The organism is Bacteroides sp. HF-4919 (assembly GCF_018860125.1).
The window spans coordinates 24663-44172 of record NZ_JAHKNF010000018.1 but is presented as its reverse complement, the minus strand read 5'-3'; the positions used below and the strand labels follow the sequence as shown (position 1 = coordinate 44172).

Below are 19510 nucleotides of genomic sequence, written 5' to 3'. Positions count from 1 at the left end.
CATGAAAAATATTCACAGACAAATTATAGTGCTATTATGTTTTTTCACCATCGACCTTATCGGAAGCCAAATACTTAAACATGGACTTGACCAAGGTATGGGATTAAATGAACATAGTAAGATTCTAATAGTGGGACATTCCCACCTAATGATGGGACTAGACAAAAGTATATTAGAAGACAGTCTTGGTTGTAAAGTAACAAAACATACACGCAGTGGAGTGGGAATGACAGAACGCAAACTAATGACTCAAATGTTTCTTAATTCTCCATACTCCGACTCACTGAGAGTTATAGTCATTGGAGTTGATCCTTTCTCCTTTAACGAAAATGGTCTTAGCGAAAATTGCTATACATTATTTTATCCTTGGATGGATGATAAATATGTAGGCGAGTATATTAAAAAATCTACTGACCCAGTTACCTACTATACCCACAAACTCTTTCGTTTGTCTAGATATAATGATGACTTAATAAAACAATCTTTAAGAGGTTGGAAACACGATGACCGCAATTATAAGACATCCGTCTTTACAGATTCATTGTTTGAAGCAAATAAAATGAAATGGACACGCAACATCACATTCAACAAACATTTAATGGCTGAGTTAGAACAAACAATCAAACTTTGTATAACCAAGAAAATACACGTTATTTTACTTCAGACCCCTATATTAAAAGTATTAACAGATATACATTCAGATGATTATATAAAAATACTTGATTATTATCAGTTGTTAGACAACTCTTCTAAATACATACATTTCATCAACTATAGTCCTTATTACGATGAAAACTATAATATATTTTTCGACCCTATCCATCTGAATGTAAATGGCCAGAAAATAGTAACTGAAAGATTTATTAAAGACATATCATATTTACTAAAATAAAATGATACAAATAAAAAAAATATTCAAAATGTATCCTAAACCCATTTGGATATTAACATTAATCGAATTTATATTTATATCAAGAAAAACGATATTCAATGTATCTCGCGAGGTCGGTGACTATTCAGCAACTATAGACTCTAGTACGTCATTAGCAATATTAGGTATAGCATGTTCTTTAATATGCATTATCCAATACTCAAAGTTTATAAAATATATTCGTAAACTGATGGCTGCATTAATAATGGTATATATAGTAGCAGCATTAAGTTTTTTATGGGCAGGAAACATATTCTCTATCTTATTCAAAGCAACAGAAGTCCTTGCTAATATTTATATTATTGGTATAATCCTTATATTACTATTTCAATCATGTAACATAAAACAGATTATATATTATATCATTATCTTTTGTTTAATAGCCACTTATTCAGAAGTATTGGCAGAAATGGTGAGAAAGGGACTCAGATTTCATCATACGAATGCATATTCTTATTCAGCAATGATTGCACTTTTATTATGCCTCGGCTCTCTTCGATTCAGTTTATTTAAGTTTACGGAATTGAAATGGCCTATAATATTAGCTTCTATTGCATGGGTCGGTGGTACAAGTACAGCATCTTATATAGCTTGTCTTGCAGGATTATTTTTATTATATTCATCAAACAAAAGTGGGCTGAATATTCAAAATGCCATAATTGTACTCGTCCTATGCATAATATTCTATGCCATTGCTGGTGACATTATTTATTCATTCATTAGAGCTGGACATAGTGAAGCAGAAATGCAAAGTGGAACTGGACGTTCTGTTATCTGGGAAGCTGCTTATATGTCATTTAAAGATAATCCCATTTTAGGTTCCGGTTTTGTAATCGGTGAAAGAGAGTTAGGCCCTAAATACGGTTTTGATTTCCGCCAACTTTCCGCACACAATGCATTTCTATCAGTTCTAGTCAACACAGGCCTAATCGGCTTTTTCATATTTATACGATTTCTTTATAAATGGGGAATAATTCTATATCGAAACTCCCATTGGAATGTATTGTCAACCATTTTACTCCCGATATACATTAGTATTGTGATTAATAGTGCTGCTTGCCCTTCTATTGGTTCAGATTGGGGACCTATCTCATCTTGTATCTACTTAATAATAGGAGTTTCATTTATGCCTACTAAAAAAAACATAAAACCTAGACCCCAATATAAAAATTCCAAATAAAAATTACACATATATTTTCTATTTAACAATAAACTTCTCAGACTTCAAATATTTTATTCATTATGCGAGTATTATATTGCAACCCTGTATTTTTTGAATACAGGCTTCCATTTTATCAAGAACTTATCCGATTATTTCACGGTGAATTTTATGTAATGTATTCACCTATTCGCTATAAAATGTGTAACAAAGAACAACTTTGTGAACAAATTAAGAATCAATTAGGTAAAAATGCCATACCATTGACAAGCGACCACCTGTTTGATACCTATTCAAAGAAATGGGATAAAATGCCTAATATAGAAAAAGGAAAACGAATACCTTTTACCCTTGGTTTAATGCGTGCTATTTCTAAAGTGAATCCCGATATACTAATCACAGAAGGATATTTTCAATGGACACCTTTAGTTTTATTATATGGCATCATTCATCATATCCCCGTATACATGGGATATGAACGTACTTTACATACAGAACGAAATACAGGTAAATTAAAAACCCTACAACGAAAAATATTCAACAAAAAAATTACAGGTTTTTTAGTAAACGGGCAAGAAACTAAACGTTACTTAGAATCATTAGGGGTAACTTCTGAAAAAATACATATAGGAGGAATGAGTGCAGACTCCAAATGGTTAAAAAGCAAGATTACAACATTTACATTAAAAGAAAAGCTAAGTTTTAGATCAAGTTTTAACATTGAAAATACAGGGTTATTATATATGTTCTCCGGTAGAATATCAGAAGCAAAAGGTGTAAGCTATTTATTAAAAGCATGGAAAGAACATATAAAAAAGAATCCCAAAGATGTAATTATATTGATCGGTCATGGAGATAAATATGATTATTACAAAGAAAAATATAAGGATGAAACATCCATACGTTTATTAGGGATGATAAACTATGCTGATATTTATAAATATTATGCCATAGCAGATGTTTTCATATTACCAACTTTGCAAGACAATTGGAGCCTTGTGATCCCTGAAGCCATGGCTTGCGGACTTCCTGTAGCCACCTCTATCTACAATGGTTGTCATGCAGAACTTATACACAAAGAAGAAAATGGGATCACTTTTGATACTTACAAAGAAGAAACATTGATTGCAGCTCTTGACTATTTTCACCATCAAAATTTAAAAGCACTAGGGCAAAAGTCCATTGAATTAGAAGAAATATTCAACACAGAAAATTGTGCACAACGTGTATTCAAAGCCCTAACTCAAAATTAATCAAGAAGAATATGAAAGTAACTATAATTACCGTATGTTTTAATGCGTCAGAAGATTTACAAAAAACATTGAACTCTGTTCTTAATCAAGAATATGCAAATCTTGAATATCTTATTATAGATGGAGGTAGTCAAGACAATACATTAGAACTATTAAAACAATATGAGGTTTTGTTTGTATCTGCAAAAAAGTCATTTCGCTATATATCTGAAAAAGATAATGGTACATATGATGCCATGAATAAAGGTGCACGAATGGCACAAGGAGAATGGATAAATTATATGAATGCAGGGGATAGTTTCTATACAACTACAACTTTACAAGAAGTCTTTTCTCACAAAATAACAGACAATGTGGGAGTCGTTTATGGAGATACATTACAAGTTTTTGACTTTGGAAGCGGAATAGCGAAAGCATCTGATTACATGAAGGATAATCAAATAATGCCATTCTGTCACCAATCTTGTTTTGTAAAAACAAAGCTTATGCAAGAATATCAATTCAACTTAACTTACCGGATTGTAGCTGATCATGACCTTTTCTTTCGACTAACAAAAAATCATATAAAATTTCAATACATCCCTGTAGTCGTAGCCCGATACAATGGTCAGTATGGATTATCAGCTACTAATCCATTAACATTAAGATTAGAAAGATTGCAAATTCATCATGTTACAAAAAAGTGGTATTATCCTATTGCTCTTATGTGGACATATTTACGATATGGATGGATACAAACATTTAAAAATCATATGCCACATTGGATGACTAATGCTTGGATGAAGCATAAAAGAAAATTTATTGTTAGAAACTAATATATATGATCCAATTATCAATAATCATTCCAGTATATAACACAGCATCGTTGATAAACAGATGTCTAGATTCCATATTTAATCAAACTACAACTTATCTTTATGAGGTAATTATTGTAGATGACGGAAGCACAGACAATAGTATTGAAATTATAAAATCCAGAAAAGAAACAAATATAATACTATATCAACAAAAAAATGCAGGACCAGCAGCAGCACGAAACAAAGGTGTAGAACTCGCACATGGAAAATACTGTGCATATCTTGATGCTGACGATTATTGGAAAGAAGGATTCATCGAAAATACTGTAATGTTTTTGGAAAACCATCCGGAGTGTGTAGCAGTTAATGTTGTACAACATCATATAACACTATCTGGTTCATCAATTATCCCTATATGTTATACACAATACACAGAACCTTTTGTTTTAGATGACTTCTTTGCCTTTTGGGCAAAATACATGCATGTATGTACAGGCAGTGTCACCATTCAAACCAAAATATTACGCAGTACTGATGGACAACGAGAAGATTTACGTATTACAGAAGATTTAGAATTTTGGGCACTATTATCTACTTACGGTAATTGGGGAGTTATCCCAAAAATTCTTTTTGTTAGTGATGGTAACAGTATAACTCATTCACAAGGATGGTTAAATAAAATGATTATAAGATGGAATAATGCTACAAGCATTGCAGAATGGGAAAAAAGAATTATTCCACGCCTTCCAGAACTCACAGAATCTTACAAGGAAGCAAGGGGTAAAATTTCAAGAAATTTAACCTACTGCCAAATTCTGTCTGGTCGTCTCTCATTGAGTCGAAATGAGGCTATAAAATATGGTAAGTACTTTAGTAAAGATCTTATCGGAATACTAATGAATATAGCAAAACACTCATCTTTAACCTGGAGAATATTAGCTATTTTTTTGAAGTACAGAGAATATCATCGCAAATGAGTAATAAAATACTATTTATCATGCATTTACCTCCTCCTGTACATGGAGCCTCTATGGTAGGTCAATATATACATGACAGTAAGATTATAAATAACACCTTTGAATGCCATTATCTGAACCTTACATTAGCCAAAGATATAAACGACATAGGAAAAGGAGGTATAAGAAAACTAAAAGATTTTTACAAGCTACTAACACAGATAAGAAAGCAAGTGAAATTCATAGAGCCACAGCTTTGTTATGTAACCCCCAATGCAAAAGGCGGTGCTTTCTACAAAGAATTCTTCGTAGTGCTACTACTGAAAATATTAAACCAAAAAATTATCATTCATTATCATAATAAAGGAGTAGCAACAAGGCAAAGCAAATGGCTTGACAATTTACTCTACAAAATATTTTTCAAAAATATAAAAGTGATTTTATTGGCAGAGAATCTATATCAAGACATAAAGAAATACGTAAAGCACAAAGACGTCTATATCTGCCCTAATGGAATACCTATTAATCCAAATCTTCCTACAATTATAAAAAAAGAATTCAATATTTTGTTTTTGTCAAACATGATGGAAGAAAAAGGAGTATGGGACTTGGTAGAATCATGTAGGATATTAAAGAAAAATGGGAAGTCTGCAAAATGTCATTTTGTAGGTAAATGGAGCGACATTACGGAAGAACAGTTTGCTGCCGAAATCAACAAAAGAGGACTTAAAGAATGCGTATCTGCTTACGGAGCGAAATATAATAATGAGAAAGATACATTTCTACAAAAATCCGATGTATTTGTATTTCCTACCTATTATAATAATGAATGTTTTCCATTAGTCCTGTTAGAAGCTATGGGACAAGGTATTCCTTGTATCAGCACCAATGAAGGAGGTATCCCTGCCATTATAGATAATGGAAAAACCGGATATATAATAGAAAAACACTCCCCAGAAAAAATTGCTGTAAAGATAGAGTATCTAATGGAACATCCCAAACAATGTACAGCGATGGGGAAAGCAGGAAAAGAGAAATTTTTGAAAGAATTTACTTTAGATAAGTTTGAAAACCGAATGAAAGATATACTAAAGGATTGTATAACTTCAATATAGAGTTACATATGGTAAGTACTTACTGTATGGTTCTTGACATTTATACTTTTGTCCCTTACTTTTGCCTCATAATTTTAAAGTAATAATTTTATGAACATGAGTAAATTTTACAGTGTTTTTTTATTTTGTCATCAAACGGATGCTGCTCCTCAGAAGGAATTTCATAGCAGAAGCTAACAAAATAATCGTATTTTTACCATACTATTAGATAAAAACGATATGGTTGATACTAATTTCTATATAACCCGGATGCAAGTGTACAACTTGTTGGGAAAAGAAAACATTGATTGGAAACCAAGGCAAGATGTTAACATCTTGGGAGGGATCAATGACAGTGGCAAATCGACATTGCTAAAATATGGATATTCACTACTGCACAATGGTTTTCTGGATGCAGAACAAACAGAAATGGCGGAAGGGATAGAAATTGAATTCTTGAACGGATATAAACTGAATTGGAAAAAAGAAAAAAGAGTCTGCCGAATATGTACGGGAAGAAGGATATGAATATTATGGCAACCTGAAAGAAATAGATAATGAAGGAAAAATAACGATTCAAAAATTATAAAAACGATTTATGATATCAATCCGAATATGCAAATCATCTTGTCGACTCACGCACCAAGCATGGTGGAAGGCTGGTTTGACCATATAAAGGAGATGGAACAAATTACAAAAGGATAAAAGGATATTTCCTCCAACAGCCTAAAGATGCTCAAAAACATCTTTTTTACATCGAATAGTTTTCTCTTTACAAGAAAAAGCATACCTTTGCAAAGAAATTCTTACCACATCATTCGAAAGCCTGTTCTTCGTGACAGGTAACAGCGTAGCGTACTTATAACCACCCACTCCTTTTTCATAAAACATGTTGAAGCTTAAAACAGTTTCACTCCTGAAGCACAGGAGTGACTTATCGGTATTGCCTGAAGGTAAATTATTGATAAACACGATTAATGCCCATTCATATAATACGGCGCTGAAAGATGCTGAATTTGCAGAAGCCTTGCTCAAAGGCGGAGCACTGATTCCGGACGGGGCAAGCATGGTGCTGGCTTTCAGGTGGCTCCGGAAAGAGAGCATAGAACGTACCGCCGGATGGGATCTTTTTGAATATGAAATGGGACGGTTGAACCGGAAAGGAGGCATTTGCTATTTTCTGGGAAGCAACGGGAATACACTTAAGCTGATCAAAGAAAAAGCTAAAACCATATATCCGAATATTCAGATCAAGACTTACTCTCCTCCCTACAAACCGGAGTTTACACAAGAAGAAAACCAAATGATGATAGATGCCGTAAATGCAGTAAAGCCAGACTTATTATGGATAGGCATGACGGCTCCCAAACAAGAGAAATGGGCATATACGCATCTGGATGAACTGGAGGTGAACGGACACATAGGGACCATTGGAGCGGTATTCGACTTCTTTGCGGGTACGGTGGAACGTGCTCCGGTCTGGTGGCAAGAGCACGGATTGGAATGGCTGTATCGCCTGATCAAAGAGCCTAAACGGATGTGGCGCCGGTATATCATCGGAAATGCCTTGTTCCTATGGAACATCACCAAAGAAAAATTCTCCATATAACATAAATCAATGAGATTAAAAAAAGCAGTATTAACGGTCTGTGTAATGGTGATGGCATCGGGAATCAAGGCACAGTACACCATGGGGACAACGGGGATGATGAACATTCCGACCGCCGAGATGCAGCAGACGGGAACGTTTATGATCGGTGGCAACTACTTGCCCAAAGAACTGAATCCGTTTAAATATAATTCCGGAAACTATTTCGTGAACATCACTTTCTTTTCATTTCTGGAATTGAATTACCGTTGCATCTTGCTGAAAAGTGACTATATGGCTACAAAGCCCAAATTCAATCAGCAGGACAGGTCTTTATCGGTCAGGATACGTCCACTGAAAGAAGGTAAATATTGGCCGGCAGTAGTCATTGGAAGTAACGATCCGTTCAAAGACAAGGGTACAAATTATTTCGCGTCCGTATACGGAGTGGTTACAAAGAACTTTAGGATAGGCGAACATCGACTGGCAGCGACCGCAGGTTACTATCACCCATTGAGTAAAGACAAGTATATCTTACAGGACGGTATATTCGGCGGTCTCAGCTATACTCCCTCCTTTTGCAAACCACTGTCCGTCATAGCCGAGTATGACTCCGACGGATTTAACGTAGGAGCAGCAGCTAAATTATGGAAACATCTCTCACTGAATGTATTTACCCGGGAGTTTAAATGTATTTCTGCCGGAATACGATATGAATGCGTTTTAATCCATTAATCCGTATGAAGAAGAAATTGATAATTATAATCGGCCTGCTCCTCTCCTGCCCTGTCATGATCCATGCGCAAGTGGCCCGTAAACTCAGGGAGCTGGGTCTGGAGAATATCCGGACAGCCGAAGCCGGGGGAACAACCATCGCTGCTTTTGAGGACAATGTATATCGGGGAACTTATCGCGGAATAGGAAAAGCGATTGTCGCCGGAATGGAAGGCATAAGTAACGGAAATCTGGAACTGGTGGCGCTGGACGGAAACGGGATTCCCCAACTGAGTATCTGTCTGCCGGATACATTGATAACCGGTTACAAGGCCGGTAAGATAACACTGAAAGAGGTATACGAACGAATGGAGCTGAGTTACAGCACCGACCGTCCCATGCGGTTATTGAAGGAAAGCACAGAAGTGATCAACCGCTCGGCATGGAAAGCGGACATCGTCCTATATCCGGAAGTGTCTTTAGAGAACTCGACTTTTGAGAAATTATATTCATATACGGTGAATCTGTCTCCTGCCGTGGAAATGGCTTTATGGAAAGGAGCAGAAGCAACAGCACAGGTGGTTTTCCCCATCGCGACCAATATGAAAGGGGAATACCGGAAGATACGGCCGGGGGTGATGACACTCTCACAGGAGATAAGGTTCCGTAACAACTTTCTGGGACGCATCGTGATAGGTAACTTTACCAATCACCGGATCGGCGCACAGGCGGAAGTGAAATACCGCACCGGGAACGGACGGGTGGAACTGGGCGCACAGATAGGAACAACCGGATATTCGGCCATCACGGACGAGGGATGGTATATCGGGACAAGGCAACGCATCAACGCGGCAGTGAAAGGTTCGCTCTATGTTCCGCAATTCAATGTCCAGTTGGATTTACAGGCCGGAAGGTATCTATACGGCGACTACGGGGTAAGAGGTGACTGCACACGCCACTTCGGAGAATATGCCGTGGGAGTATACGCCATGTACGTAGAAGGAGAGATCAACGGGGGCTTTCATTTTGCCATCCCGTTGCCCGGAAAGAAATGGAACCGGAACCATGCTATAAGAATCAAGCCGGCCGAATTCTTTGCAGCCGAATACAGCATGGTGTCATGGGGTGAGTATGCCGATAAGAAAATGGGATATACCTATCAGACACGTCCGGCAGAGAACCGGAGCAGCGGATACTTCCAACCGGAATATATACGATACTTCCTGATCAGAAGTATCGAAAAAGAGAGAAATAAAAAGTAATTTTAATATTTTCTTAACAACAAAAATGATTATGAAAAAAAGTGACTTGTTTAAAATAGGTGTGTTGCTGCTGGCAACCACCTTGGGAACATCCGGATGCTCTTTCGGTGAAGACGAGAAGAAGCCGGAAATAGTAGTGGATCCGGCCGAGAAAACGATAGAATACTATATCGCGGGCAAGGTTACCGAAGGAAGTACTGCTCTGCCCGGTGTGGAAGTAAAAGCAGGCGAGGCTACAGCTACCACAGATGCGGAAGGAGCATACAAACTGACGGTAGACAGTAAGAAAGCATATACCGTTACTTTTACAAAGGAGGGATACCTGAGTATAGATAATGCACAGGCCACCATTGCAGACAATGCGGAGAACCGCAGCATGGTGAGCTTAAGCGTAAAACTAAGCAAACAGAGTCCCGCCCAGAAAATAGACGCTGAAGCTACAGAAGAAACAATTGTAACGGACAAAGGGCATAGCGACATGACAAAGGCGGAAGTAGCCATGATTGTCCCTCCGGGAGCGATTGAAACAACAACCAACGTAAGCATCACCCCTTATGAAGAACCGGCAGCCGCCACAACTACCGTAACAACAGGAACGGTGGAAACTCCGGTGGCTATTGCCAACATCGAAGTGGCAACAACGGAGGCCGTGACACTTGCCCAACCGGTCACGCTGGCAGTGATGAATAAGGCTTCGGAAAATACCACATTTGAAGACGTGGAAGTGTACAACCAGAAAGCGGCAACAAGAGCCGGAGAGAGCTGGGACAAAGTAGCTGATGCCACCTATGACGTGGCATTGAACAGCTATAAATTTACATTACCTGCCGGAGCAACACTGTCCGGTAAGTATTCAATGCGTATCAAAAGTAACAAGACTACCGGATCTGAGCAAATAGGCGAGACAAACATAGAGGAGAAAAAAAGTAACGAAGGGAATATGACAGCAATTCCTGAATACAAAATCAACTTTGAGGCAACAGCCGGATGGGAATACACAGTGACTCCGGAAACAGCATTAGCCAATGCCGGTGTAAACGCCACGGATGCAAAAGGAATGGCATCCATGATCAACAGTGCCATCGAAGCGCAAGAAGGTACGACAGGCATATACAAAGTGAATCAGGAACTGGTGGCCGGTATCAGCGGTAATCATATTCTTTATTACCTGAACCAGGCCAAATATTGCGAAAAGAAATACACGTTCAAAATCAGTGGCGGAAGAACTGTAACGATTACTCTGAAATTTTATACGGGCATGAAGATAACTTACACGAATGTGGAAGCAAGCCAACACTCGGGAGGTAAAGTTTAAAATCTATCCTGCAAACACCATTCTTTTACTAAATTACTAAATTATGAAGCTGAATAATATAAAAACAGTATTGCTTTTGGTAGGAGTGCTAATGACATTCGGAAGTATGAAAGCACAGGACAATCCGTTCAAACCGGAGTGGTTTGTATCGGGAGGTATAAATGGACTATCGGCTTTAAACGGTTCGGCAAGCAACATGCTGGGCGGAAAAGTATCCGGCGGAGTGTGGCTAAACAAGATTATCGGTCTGCGTGTCAACGCAGAGGCCGGTAACGTGTGGCTGAAAGGCGGATACAACGCTGTAACGGCAGGTGCCGGAGCGGACATCATGGTGAGCTTGATGAAGAACTATGCAGATGAAGACAGCAAGTTCCGGCTGAATGCGATTTTCGGACTGGGATACAACTATTATTCATTTGATAACGACTTTCCGAATTTATCGAAAACGAATACGATAAGCGGTAATTTCTCTCTGCAGGCTGCCTTCAAACTGAACGCAAAACTAAGTGTCTTTGCAGAACCGGGAATTAAAATCAGCACCAAGTTCTATGACATGGAAAATAAGGATGATGTGTTTGCCGCCGGCATGATGACCATAGGCGTAATATACAAATTCTAATAACTCAGAAATTCCCCACAGAATACACTGATTGGAACTGGTGAAAATCTGTGCACTCTGTGGGGAATTCAAAAACGGATTGACTAATGAAATTAAGTAAATTCTTCTCGAGCAGAACAGGGAAACGTTTCTATAATCTCTGCTATTGTTGGGGAGCCTGTCTTGTAATTCTGGGAGCTGTATTCAGAATAGCTCACATGCCTTATGATAACCTGTTATTGATGATCGGATTGTTTACAGAAGTATTCATTTTCTTCATTTCCGGATTTGACGAACCGGCAAGAGAATACAAATGGGAAAGAGTATTTCCGCTGTTGAATGACAAAAACGCAAACATAAACCCGAATACGGGAGTAGCAGACACACTGGTGACGGAAAAGTACTTGCAACAACTGAAAAGATTGGAAAGTAACATCGGAAAACTCAATGAAACATACGAAGCACAGATCAAAGGCATGGCCGAACATACCAGGTCGTTGAACGATATGAATTCGGAAGAGTTGAAAAAAGAGATGGAAAAAATGGCAGCATACATTGAATTGCTTAACAAACAATACAGTCAGATGCTGAATGCCATGAACGTGAAAACAGGGAAATAACAGAAACACATGGCCAAATATACATTACCACCAAGACAGAAAATGATAAACCTGCTGTATGTGGTGCTGATTGCCATGCTGGCTATCAATATATCATCGGATGTCTTGGAAGGATATGGACTGATGAACAATGATTATCTTCCGCAGATAGAAAAACTGGAAGAATATAACCGGACTTTACTGGAACGAATCAACAACAGCAGGAACGACAAGGTAACTTTATCTGCACAGAGTATAGAGGCAACAGCAGGTAGGCTGATGGGCATCTTGGAAGAACTGAAAGAAGATATTGCGCGGAAAGCGGACAAAGAAAAATATGAAACGGGAAAACTGAAGGCTAAAGACGACCTGAATGCTGTGCCGGAAGTATTCCTGTCGGTGACCGGAAGTAAAGGCAAAATGCTCAGGCTCTCACTGGAAGCATTCAAAGCGGAGACGCTGTCACTGATTAAAAATGAATCACACCGGAAACTGGTCGGCACTTATCTGGATACGGAAGGACCGGGCAAGGGCATTTCCTGGGAAAAAGAGACGTTCTCCTATCTCCCTGCCATCGGTGGAGTGACATTCATCAACAAAATACAGGAAGAGGTGCTGCTGTGTGTAAACGAAGCATACCGGTCATTGCTGTATGAAGAAGCGGAAGACGGAAAAGGCGGAGCCTTTGTGTTCATCAATGAAGACCAGATGATAGTAAATAGAGACGGAACGGTAGATCTGCCTGTAGTACAGATTACACCCACCTTAACAAGTATCTTGTATACCGACTATGAAAACCCGTTAAATATACTGACTGCGGGAATCCCATTCAACGAGGTGACATTCAATATGACTAATGGAAAGATACTTAAAAGAGGAAATCAATGCATCGCCGTTCCCAATGAAAAAGCACAGACAGCAACCATAACCGCCACACAGATAAAAAACGGAGTGGCAAGACAACTGGCCGAGTATCGATATACCGTAAAGGCATTGCCCGATCCGACACCCTATATCCTCTGTACGGATGACAATGGAAATACAGTGCAATACCGGGGAAATGTACCCATTAACAAACGGCTGGTATCCAACATGACACAATTGGGGGCTTCAATCAGTGATGGTCCGAAAGCCAACTACGAGATTAACAGTTTTGAAATGGTATTGATTAAAGGAAACAGTAAAGCGGTAACTTCAATAACCAACACCGGAAACAAGTTCTCGGCCAGGCAAATGGAATTGATCAGACAGTTGGAAAAAGGAGATAAACTCTATATCACTTCAATTGTCGTGACCGGTCCGGGAAACAAAAAGAAACAGATTGCATCAATAAATGTCGTATTAATATAACAACAACCATGACAGGTATATTGGGATTGAAACAAAATAAATGGATCGTTGGGGCAGCACTGCTACTGACAACTTGTAACTTACAGGCACAGGAACAGCCAAACGTCAAGGAAAAGTTTGAAAGGGGTAATTGGTTTGTATCGGGTGCTCTGAATGGAGAATGGATGACCAAGACTATCGGTAACGTGTATGCAGGCGGCAAAGTCTCCGGAGGAGTATATCTGACACCTTTCTCGGGCTTCAGGGCCACTGCGGAGATTGGTAAGAACCGGATAGAAAATAATGCAGAGGCCACACAACTCAGCGCAAACCTGGATTATATGCTGACTCTGATAGGAAATAATGGATTCAAAAGATTCAACCTGACGGCTATTTTAGGTGCCGGTTTCAACTATTATGACTTTGGAGACAATGACCCGAAATACACAAGAGTAAACACTATTTCGGGCAACTTCTCAATTCAGGCTTCGTACAATGTAAACAGAAAGTTCAGTGTATTTATAGAACCGGGATTGAAGATTTTACCCAAATACTACAACAAGGAACTGAACAACAAAATTTATATGCAAAGCAACCTGACAATCGGACTTGCATATACTTTCAGAGATAAATATCGGAAGAGTATAGATAACAGTACCCAATCACTCTATATGCCGGAAACGGATCTTCTGGAAATAAAGCAGAAAGTAGGGATACTTTGTGAAGAGGTAATGCAAATGAAACAGGAATTAAAGGAACGCCGGAAGATAATGGATGGCCAGAACTTAATGATTGTTCCGCAAAAAGATGCACTCTCCATCGACATCATGTTCGATGAATTCAGTTCATTCGTCAGTGAAGAACAGGGACAGAAGATAGACGGTATAGGTGAATGGATGAAGGATAATAACTCAAGCATCCAAATCATTGCTTTCAGCGATAATCTTACAGACAAGAAAGCAGACCAGGAATTGCGCAGCCGCCGTTCGGAAGCCATCCGGAAAAGATTGATAGAAAAACATCATATCGCGCCCGAACGAATCACCGAATCGACTCCGGAAGCGATGGGATACGAAAACAAAACGGGATGCAATGCCATGATTGTATACATTCCCGAAACTAAATAATAATAACCATTCACACACACTAATTACATGACGATTGCTGTTGATTTTGATGGTACCATCGTAGAACACCGCTATCCGAAGATCGGAGAAGAAATTCCATTCGCCACAGAGACTCTGAAAATGCTGGCAAAAGAACGTCACAAACTGATTTTATGGACTGTACGCGAAGGTGAGTTACTTGAAGAAGCCATTGAATGGTGCCGGCAGCGGGGAGTCTACTTCTATGCCGTCAATAAAGACTATCCGGAAGAAGAAAAGAATCATCACGGATTCTCCCGCAAACTGAAAGCAGACCTTTTTATTGATGACCGAAACCTGGGAGGTTTACCTGACTGGGGAACCATCTACCAGATGATCCATGAACAAAAACCATACGAACCCGTTCTATCTGACAGACAGAAATCGGCCGGTGATTCAAACTGGATAGGGAAACTGCTCGGCAAACGTAACAAATAAAAGGAAAGGAGCAACGATGAATAATCATGTAGTAATTATGGCCGGTGGCATAGGAAGTCGCTTCTGGCCAATGAGTACACCGGAATATCCCAAACAATTCATAGACATATTGGGATGTGGGAAGACGCTGCTACAATTGACAGCCGAAAGATTCGGTAATGTTTGTCCATTGGAAAGCATGTGGGTGGTCACATCTGAAAGATATACAGACATTGTTCGGGAACAATTGCCGGGTATACCGGAAAGCAATATACTGGCAGAGCCTTGCTCCAGAAACACGGCTCCTTGCGTTGCCTATGCTTGCTGGAAAATAAAAAAGAAATATCCGGATGCCAACATAGTGGTCACTCCTTCTGACCAAGTGGTTATTGACACCACTGAATTTCGCAGAGTAATTGACAAAGCACTCTCGTTTACAGACAAAAGCAGTGCCATCATTACACTCGGAATAAAACCCGGACGTCCGGAAACCGGATATGGGTATATTGCCGCAGGCGAACCTATAACAAGGGACAAAGAAATATTCCATGTAGAGTCTTTCAGGGAGAAACCCAATAGGGAGACAGCCGAAAAATATCTGGCAGCAGGTAATTATTTCTGGAATGCAGGGATTTTCGTATGGAATGTGAGAACAATCACAGCTGTTATGCGGGTCTATGCACCGGGCATAGCGCAAATCTTCGACCGGATATATCCCGACTTCTATACGGAACGTGAAGAAGAGACCGTAAAAAAACTATTTCCCACTGCCGAAAGTATTTCGATAGATTATGCGGTGATGGAAAAAGCAGAAGAGATTTATGTGTTACCCGCAAAGTTCGGATGGTCAGATTTAGGAACGTGGGGAGCACTACAGAGTCTGTTGCCCAAAGACCAAGAAGGAAATGCCAAAGTAGGACCGGATGTCCGGATGTATGAAAGTCGGAACTGTATAATACATACCTCACAAGAGAAACGAGTAGTCATACAAGGCCTGAATGACTATATCGTGGCTGAAAAAGACAATATACTGCTTATATGCCAATTATCCGAAGAGCAACGAATCAAAGACTTTTCAAAAGAATAAATGTTGATCCCTTTCAATATTTATAAATCCCGGTTTTAATACCGGGTGTAGGGGCGTCCCGATGCGAATCGTGACTGCTTTTATTTGTTTTGTTTGTGTGTGTTCCTCCGGCCAAGCGTGGTCGGAGGAACATTTTTTATCATCTATGATAAACCGGATACCCTTCCGGCTTCAATTAAGACAGAAAAGAGATCAGCACCCCTGCCGCTACGGCAGACCCGATCACTCCCGAGATATTACTGGCCATGCAATATTGCAATACATGATTTTTAGGATCATATTTCAAGGCAATATCATTGGCGACACGGCTGGCCATAGGAACCGCACTAAGTCCCGTAGCACCAATCAGCGGATTAATCTTTTTCTTCGTAAACAGGTTCACCAGTTTCACAAAGAAGATACCTCCTGCTATAGACAACGCAAAAGCCAGGAATCCTCCTACCACAATGCCGATAGTCGTCCAGTTCAGGAAGGCTTCACTTGTCATAGTGGCTCCTACCGACAAACCCAGAAAAATGGTTGCCGCATTCATTATACTATTCGAAGCTGCGTCAAACAGACGGAAAGTATTGGCACCGATCTCTTTCACCAGGTTACCGAACATCAGCATACCGATCAAAGGCACTGCACTCGGTACAAAAAGAGCTACGACCGTAGTCACCACAATCGGGAAAACAATCTTCAGTACGCGGAGATTTTTAATTTCCGTTTTCGAAGGATATTTCTTTTCCTGCTCTTTCATATTAATGCTCAGTTCCTTCTTGGTACACAAAAGCCGAACGACCAATGGTATGATAACCGGAACCAGTGCCATATAAGAATAGGCGGCAATCGCAATCGGACCCAACAGATGAGGAGCTAACTTAATGGTGGTAAAGATAGCCGTAGGTCCGTCCGCTCCACCGATAATTCCCAAAGAAGCCGCTTCACTGGGTGTAAATCCCATCAGGATAGCTACCAACAATACGGTGAAGATACCCAATTGGGCCGCAGCCCCGAAAATCGACAGACGCAGATTGCGAAGCATCGGCCCGAAGTCCGTCAAAGCTCCCACTCCCATAAAAATGATCGGGGGAAGAAACCCTGTCTTTATAAGCATATAATACACAAAGTTCATCAGTCCCAATTCATGAGCAATATCATGAAGAGGCATCTCCCAGATATTCTTCATTACTCCGTTCACCAGGATCATGCCATTCTCGTCAGCCTGTATCACTCCCATGCCTCCGCCGGGGAAGTTAGCCAACAGCACTCCAAAGGCAATCGGCACCAATAAAAGAGGCTCGTATTGCTTCTTTATACCCAGATACAAGAGAACGAAGGCAATGACATACATCACTAAAAACTGCGGTTCGGCAACAATATTGCTGAAGGCAGTCATATCATATAATTTTTCAAATATTCCGTTCATCATCCTATCTTCATTAATACGTCATCTTCAGAAACCGTATCACCGGGGGTTGCAGAAATAGCCGTTACCGTTCCACCAAATTCGGCACGGATGGCATTATAGGTTTTCATTGCTTCCACGTAGCAAAGCACGTCACCTTCTTTCACTGCATCGCCTACTTTGAGTGGAGTCTCCTGCGCATTCTTCACCAGGAAGAATTTTCCTTCGAGCGGAGAAAGCACCTCTTTTCCCTCACCTGCAGCAGACGGCTGTGAAGCCGGTGCAACAGGCAGTTCCGTATCTCCGTAAGCAACTGTCACCCGGTAAGCTTGCCCGTCTACCTGTACTGTAAGTGTTTTGGGTTTTGCCTCTTCAGCAGGTGCCTGTTCTTTCTCCGCCCTGCGTTTTGCCACATCAGCCAAGAAATCTTCTTTCGCTTTCCCGCTCTTATAAGCTTCATATTGAGCCGGATGCATCGCATATTCAAAGAGTTCTTCATCGTCCTCGCCTATCTCCCACTTCTTTTCTTTCATCAGTTTGCGATATTTGTCAAGATCGTCCGGATAGTTATCCTGCGGATTTCCCTCAAAGAATTTCCTTCCTTCTCTCTCGGCTTTCTCTATTATCTCAGGAGCGAGCTTGCCCGGCAGACGTCCGGCTTTGCCCAGAATCATATCCCAAATATCATCAGCAATCATTCCCCAACGCTCTTTTCCTTTCTCCATCGCGATAACATTCATCATCGAGAGATTTTTCACATACTGGCTGAAAGGAGTTACCAAAGGAGGATATCCGACGCGGGGCCATACATAAGCCACTTCATTGAACAACTTGATCAGAAGCTGATCTTGTGTCATGAAAGGAAGATTGTGTTTTGCCTTATACTTATTAATGGATTCCAGATTCGTTTCCAAATCCGCCATCAGACTTCCCATCATTCCACCCGGAAGTCCCGGAGCTATCAATAATGAATTCATCAGCCGGTTTTTCGGACTGATATACAGTCCCAGAAAGTCGTCCATGAATTCCTGAATCAAGGCACGCACCTTCATATAAGCCTCCATATTAATCTCAGGCACCCGGAATCCCGCATCCTTCAACATAGCCTGCACACTCAACAAATCGGCATGTCCCGTTCCCCACGACAAAGGCTCCATTCCGACATCCACATAATCACACCCGGCTTCACATACTTCCAAAATGCTGGCCATGTTAAAGCCCGGTCCCGCGTGACTGTGATATTGAATAGGAATATCGGGATGTGCAGCTTTGATATTTGCCACAATCTTGCCCAAAGAAACAGGGCGTCCGATACCTGCCATGTCTTTAATGCAAATCTCGTCCGCCCCTAATTTTATCAGTTCCAGTGCCATATTGGTGTAATATTCCACCGTGTGAATCGGCGAATGGGTGATGCAGAGTGAACACTGCGAAATCATTCCTGCATCTTTGGCATAAGTGATGGAAGGTGCAATGTTACGTACATCATTCAGCCCACAGAATGTACGGGTGATATCCGTCCCCTGTGCTTTCTTTACTTTATAAAACAACTTACGCACATCGGCCGGAACCGGACTCATACGAAGCCCGTTAAGGGCACGATCCAACATATGGGTTTGTATTCCGGCTTCATGGAAGGGCTTCGTCCATGCGCGCACAGATTTATTGGGATTCTCACCAAACAATAGATTTACTTGTTCAAAACCACCGCCGTTTGTTTCTACCCGGGCAAAACATCCCATTTCAACAATAGCAGGTGCTACCTTCACTAACTGGTCTACCCGAGGCACATATTTACCGGCAGACTGCCACATGTCTCTAAAAACCAGACTAAATTTTACTTCTCTTTTCATTTCCGTTTTCGGTATTATTCTAT

General features: G+C 40.2%; 19 protein-coding genes. 17 read left to right on the top strand and 2 right to left on the bottom strand.

What is annotated here, in order from left to right:
• The first annotated feature begins 1 nt into the window (after position 1).
• From KO473_RS22180 to KO473_RS22100, 17 genes are all read left to right on the top strand, one after another.
• A complete protein-coding gene (locus KO473_RS22180; RefSeq protein WP_005820729.1) occupies positions 2-892 on the top strand; it encodes a hypothetical protein in 891 nt (296 codons plus the stop codon).
• Between the two features lies 1 nt (position 893).
• Positions 894-2111, top strand: a complete 1218-nt coding sequence (locus tag KO473_RS22175; RefSeq protein WP_032537421.1) for an O-antigen ligase — start codon at positions 894-896, stop codon at positions 2109-2111.
• Positions 2112-2173: 62 nt separating this feature from the next.
• Positions 2174-3343 (top strand): glycosyltransferase family 4 protein, encoded by a 1170-nt coding sequence (locus KO473_RS22170; protein WP_005820731.1) that lies wholly within the window; start codon positions 2174-2176, stop codon positions 3341-3343.
• Positions 3344-3354: 11 nt separating this feature from the next.
• Positions 3355-4158 carry a glycosyltransferase family 2 protein gene (locus tag KO473_RS22165; RefSeq protein WP_005820732.1) on the top strand — a complete coding sequence of 268 codons (804 nt, stop codon included), beginning with the start codon at positions 3355-3357 and terminating at the stop codon, positions 4156-4158.
• A gap of 5 nt (positions 4159-4163) precedes the next feature.
• A complete protein-coding gene (locus KO473_RS22160) occupies positions 4164-5117 on the top strand; it encodes a glycosyltransferase family A protein (protein WP_005820733.1) in 954 nt (317 codons plus the stop codon).
• Positions 5114-6211, top strand: coding sequence for a glycosyltransferase (locus KO473_RS22155; RefSeq protein WP_032537422.1), 1098 nt, complete (start codon positions 5114-5116; stop codon positions 6209-6211). The genes KO473_RS22160 and KO473_RS22155 overlap by 4 nt, the downstream gene beginning before the upstream one ends.
• 219 nt (positions 6212-6430) lie before the next feature.
• Complete coding sequence (locus KO473_RS22150; RefSeq protein WP_005820735.1) at positions 6431-6718, top strand: hypothetical protein; 288 nt, start codon at positions 6431-6433, stop codon at positions 6716-6718.
• A gap of 361 nt (positions 6719-7079) precedes the next feature.
• A complete protein-coding gene (locus KO473_RS22145; protein ID WP_005820736.1) occupies positions 7080-7799 on the top strand; it encodes a WecB/TagA/CpsF family glycosyltransferase in 720 nt (239 codons plus the stop codon).
• A 9-nt stretch (positions 7800-7808) separates the two neighbouring features.
• Entirely contained in the window at positions 7809-8513 is a 705-nt protein-coding gene (locus tag KO473_RS22140; RefSeq protein WP_032537423.1) for a YjbH domain-containing protein, read from the top strand.
• Positions 8514-8518: 5 nt separating this feature from the next.
• On the top strand, positions 8519-9754 hold the full coding sequence (locus KO473_RS22135) for a YjbH domain-containing protein (RefSeq protein ID WP_005820738.1): 1236 nt from the start codon (positions 8519-8521) through the stop codon (positions 9752-9754).
• Between the two features lie 31 nt (positions 9755-9785).
• Positions 9786-11069, top strand: a complete 1284-nt coding sequence (locus tag KO473_RS22130) for a carboxypeptidase-like regulatory domain-containing protein (protein ID WP_005820739.1) — start codon at positions 9786-9788, stop codon at positions 11067-11069.
• 43 nt (positions 11070-11112) lie between these two features.
• Positions 11113-11688, top strand: a complete 576-nt coding sequence (locus tag KO473_RS22125) for a hypothetical protein (RefSeq protein WP_005820741.1) — start codon at positions 11113-11115, stop codon at positions 11686-11688.
• Between the two features lie 86 nt (positions 11689-11774).
• Positions 11775-12287, top strand: coding sequence for a gliding motility protein GldL (gene gldL / locus KO473_RS22120; protein WP_216035182.1), 513 nt, complete (start codon positions 11775-11777; stop codon positions 12285-12287).
• A 9-nt stretch (positions 12288-12296) separates the two neighbouring features.
• A complete protein-coding gene (locus tag KO473_RS22115) occupies positions 12297-13616 on the top strand; it encodes a GldM family protein (protein ID WP_005820743.1) in 1320 nt (439 codons plus the stop codon).
• An 8-nt stretch (positions 13617-13624) separates the two neighbouring features.
• Positions 13625-14722: an OmpA family protein gene (locus tag KO473_RS22110; protein WP_005820744.1), complete on the top strand. Its 1098-nt coding sequence runs from the start codon at positions 13625-13627 to the stop codon at positions 14720-14722.
• 27 nt (positions 14723-14749) lie between these two features.
• Positions 14750-15178 carry a BT0820 family HAD-type phosphatase gene (locus KO473_RS22105; RefSeq protein ID WP_005820748.1) on the top strand — a complete coding sequence of 143 codons (429 nt, stop codon included), beginning with the start codon at positions 14750-14752 and terminating at the stop codon, positions 15176-15178.
• 16 nt (positions 15179-15194) lie between these two features.
• Positions 15195-16244, top strand: coding sequence for a mannose-1-phosphate guanylyltransferase (locus KO473_RS22100; protein ID WP_005820750.1), 1050 nt, complete (start codon positions 15195-15197; stop codon positions 16242-16244).
• Between the two features lie 175 nt (positions 16245-16419).
• On the opposite strand, the gene KO473_RS22095 is transcribed toward KO473_RS22100, so the two are convergent.
• Positions 16420-17655, bottom strand: coding sequence for a sodium ion-translocating decarboxylase subunit beta (locus KO473_RS22095; RefSeq protein ID WP_005779936.1), 1236 nt, complete (start codon positions 17653-17655; stop codon positions 16420-16422).
• Positions 17655-19487: a biotin/lipoyl-containing protein gene (locus KO473_RS22090; protein ID WP_005820752.1), complete on the bottom strand. Its 1833-nt coding sequence runs from the start codon at positions 19485-19487 to the stop codon at positions 17655-17657. Before KO473_RS22090 ends, KO473_RS22095 begins: the two co-directional genes overlap by 1 nt.
• Positions 19488-19510 lie beyond the last annotated feature (23 nt).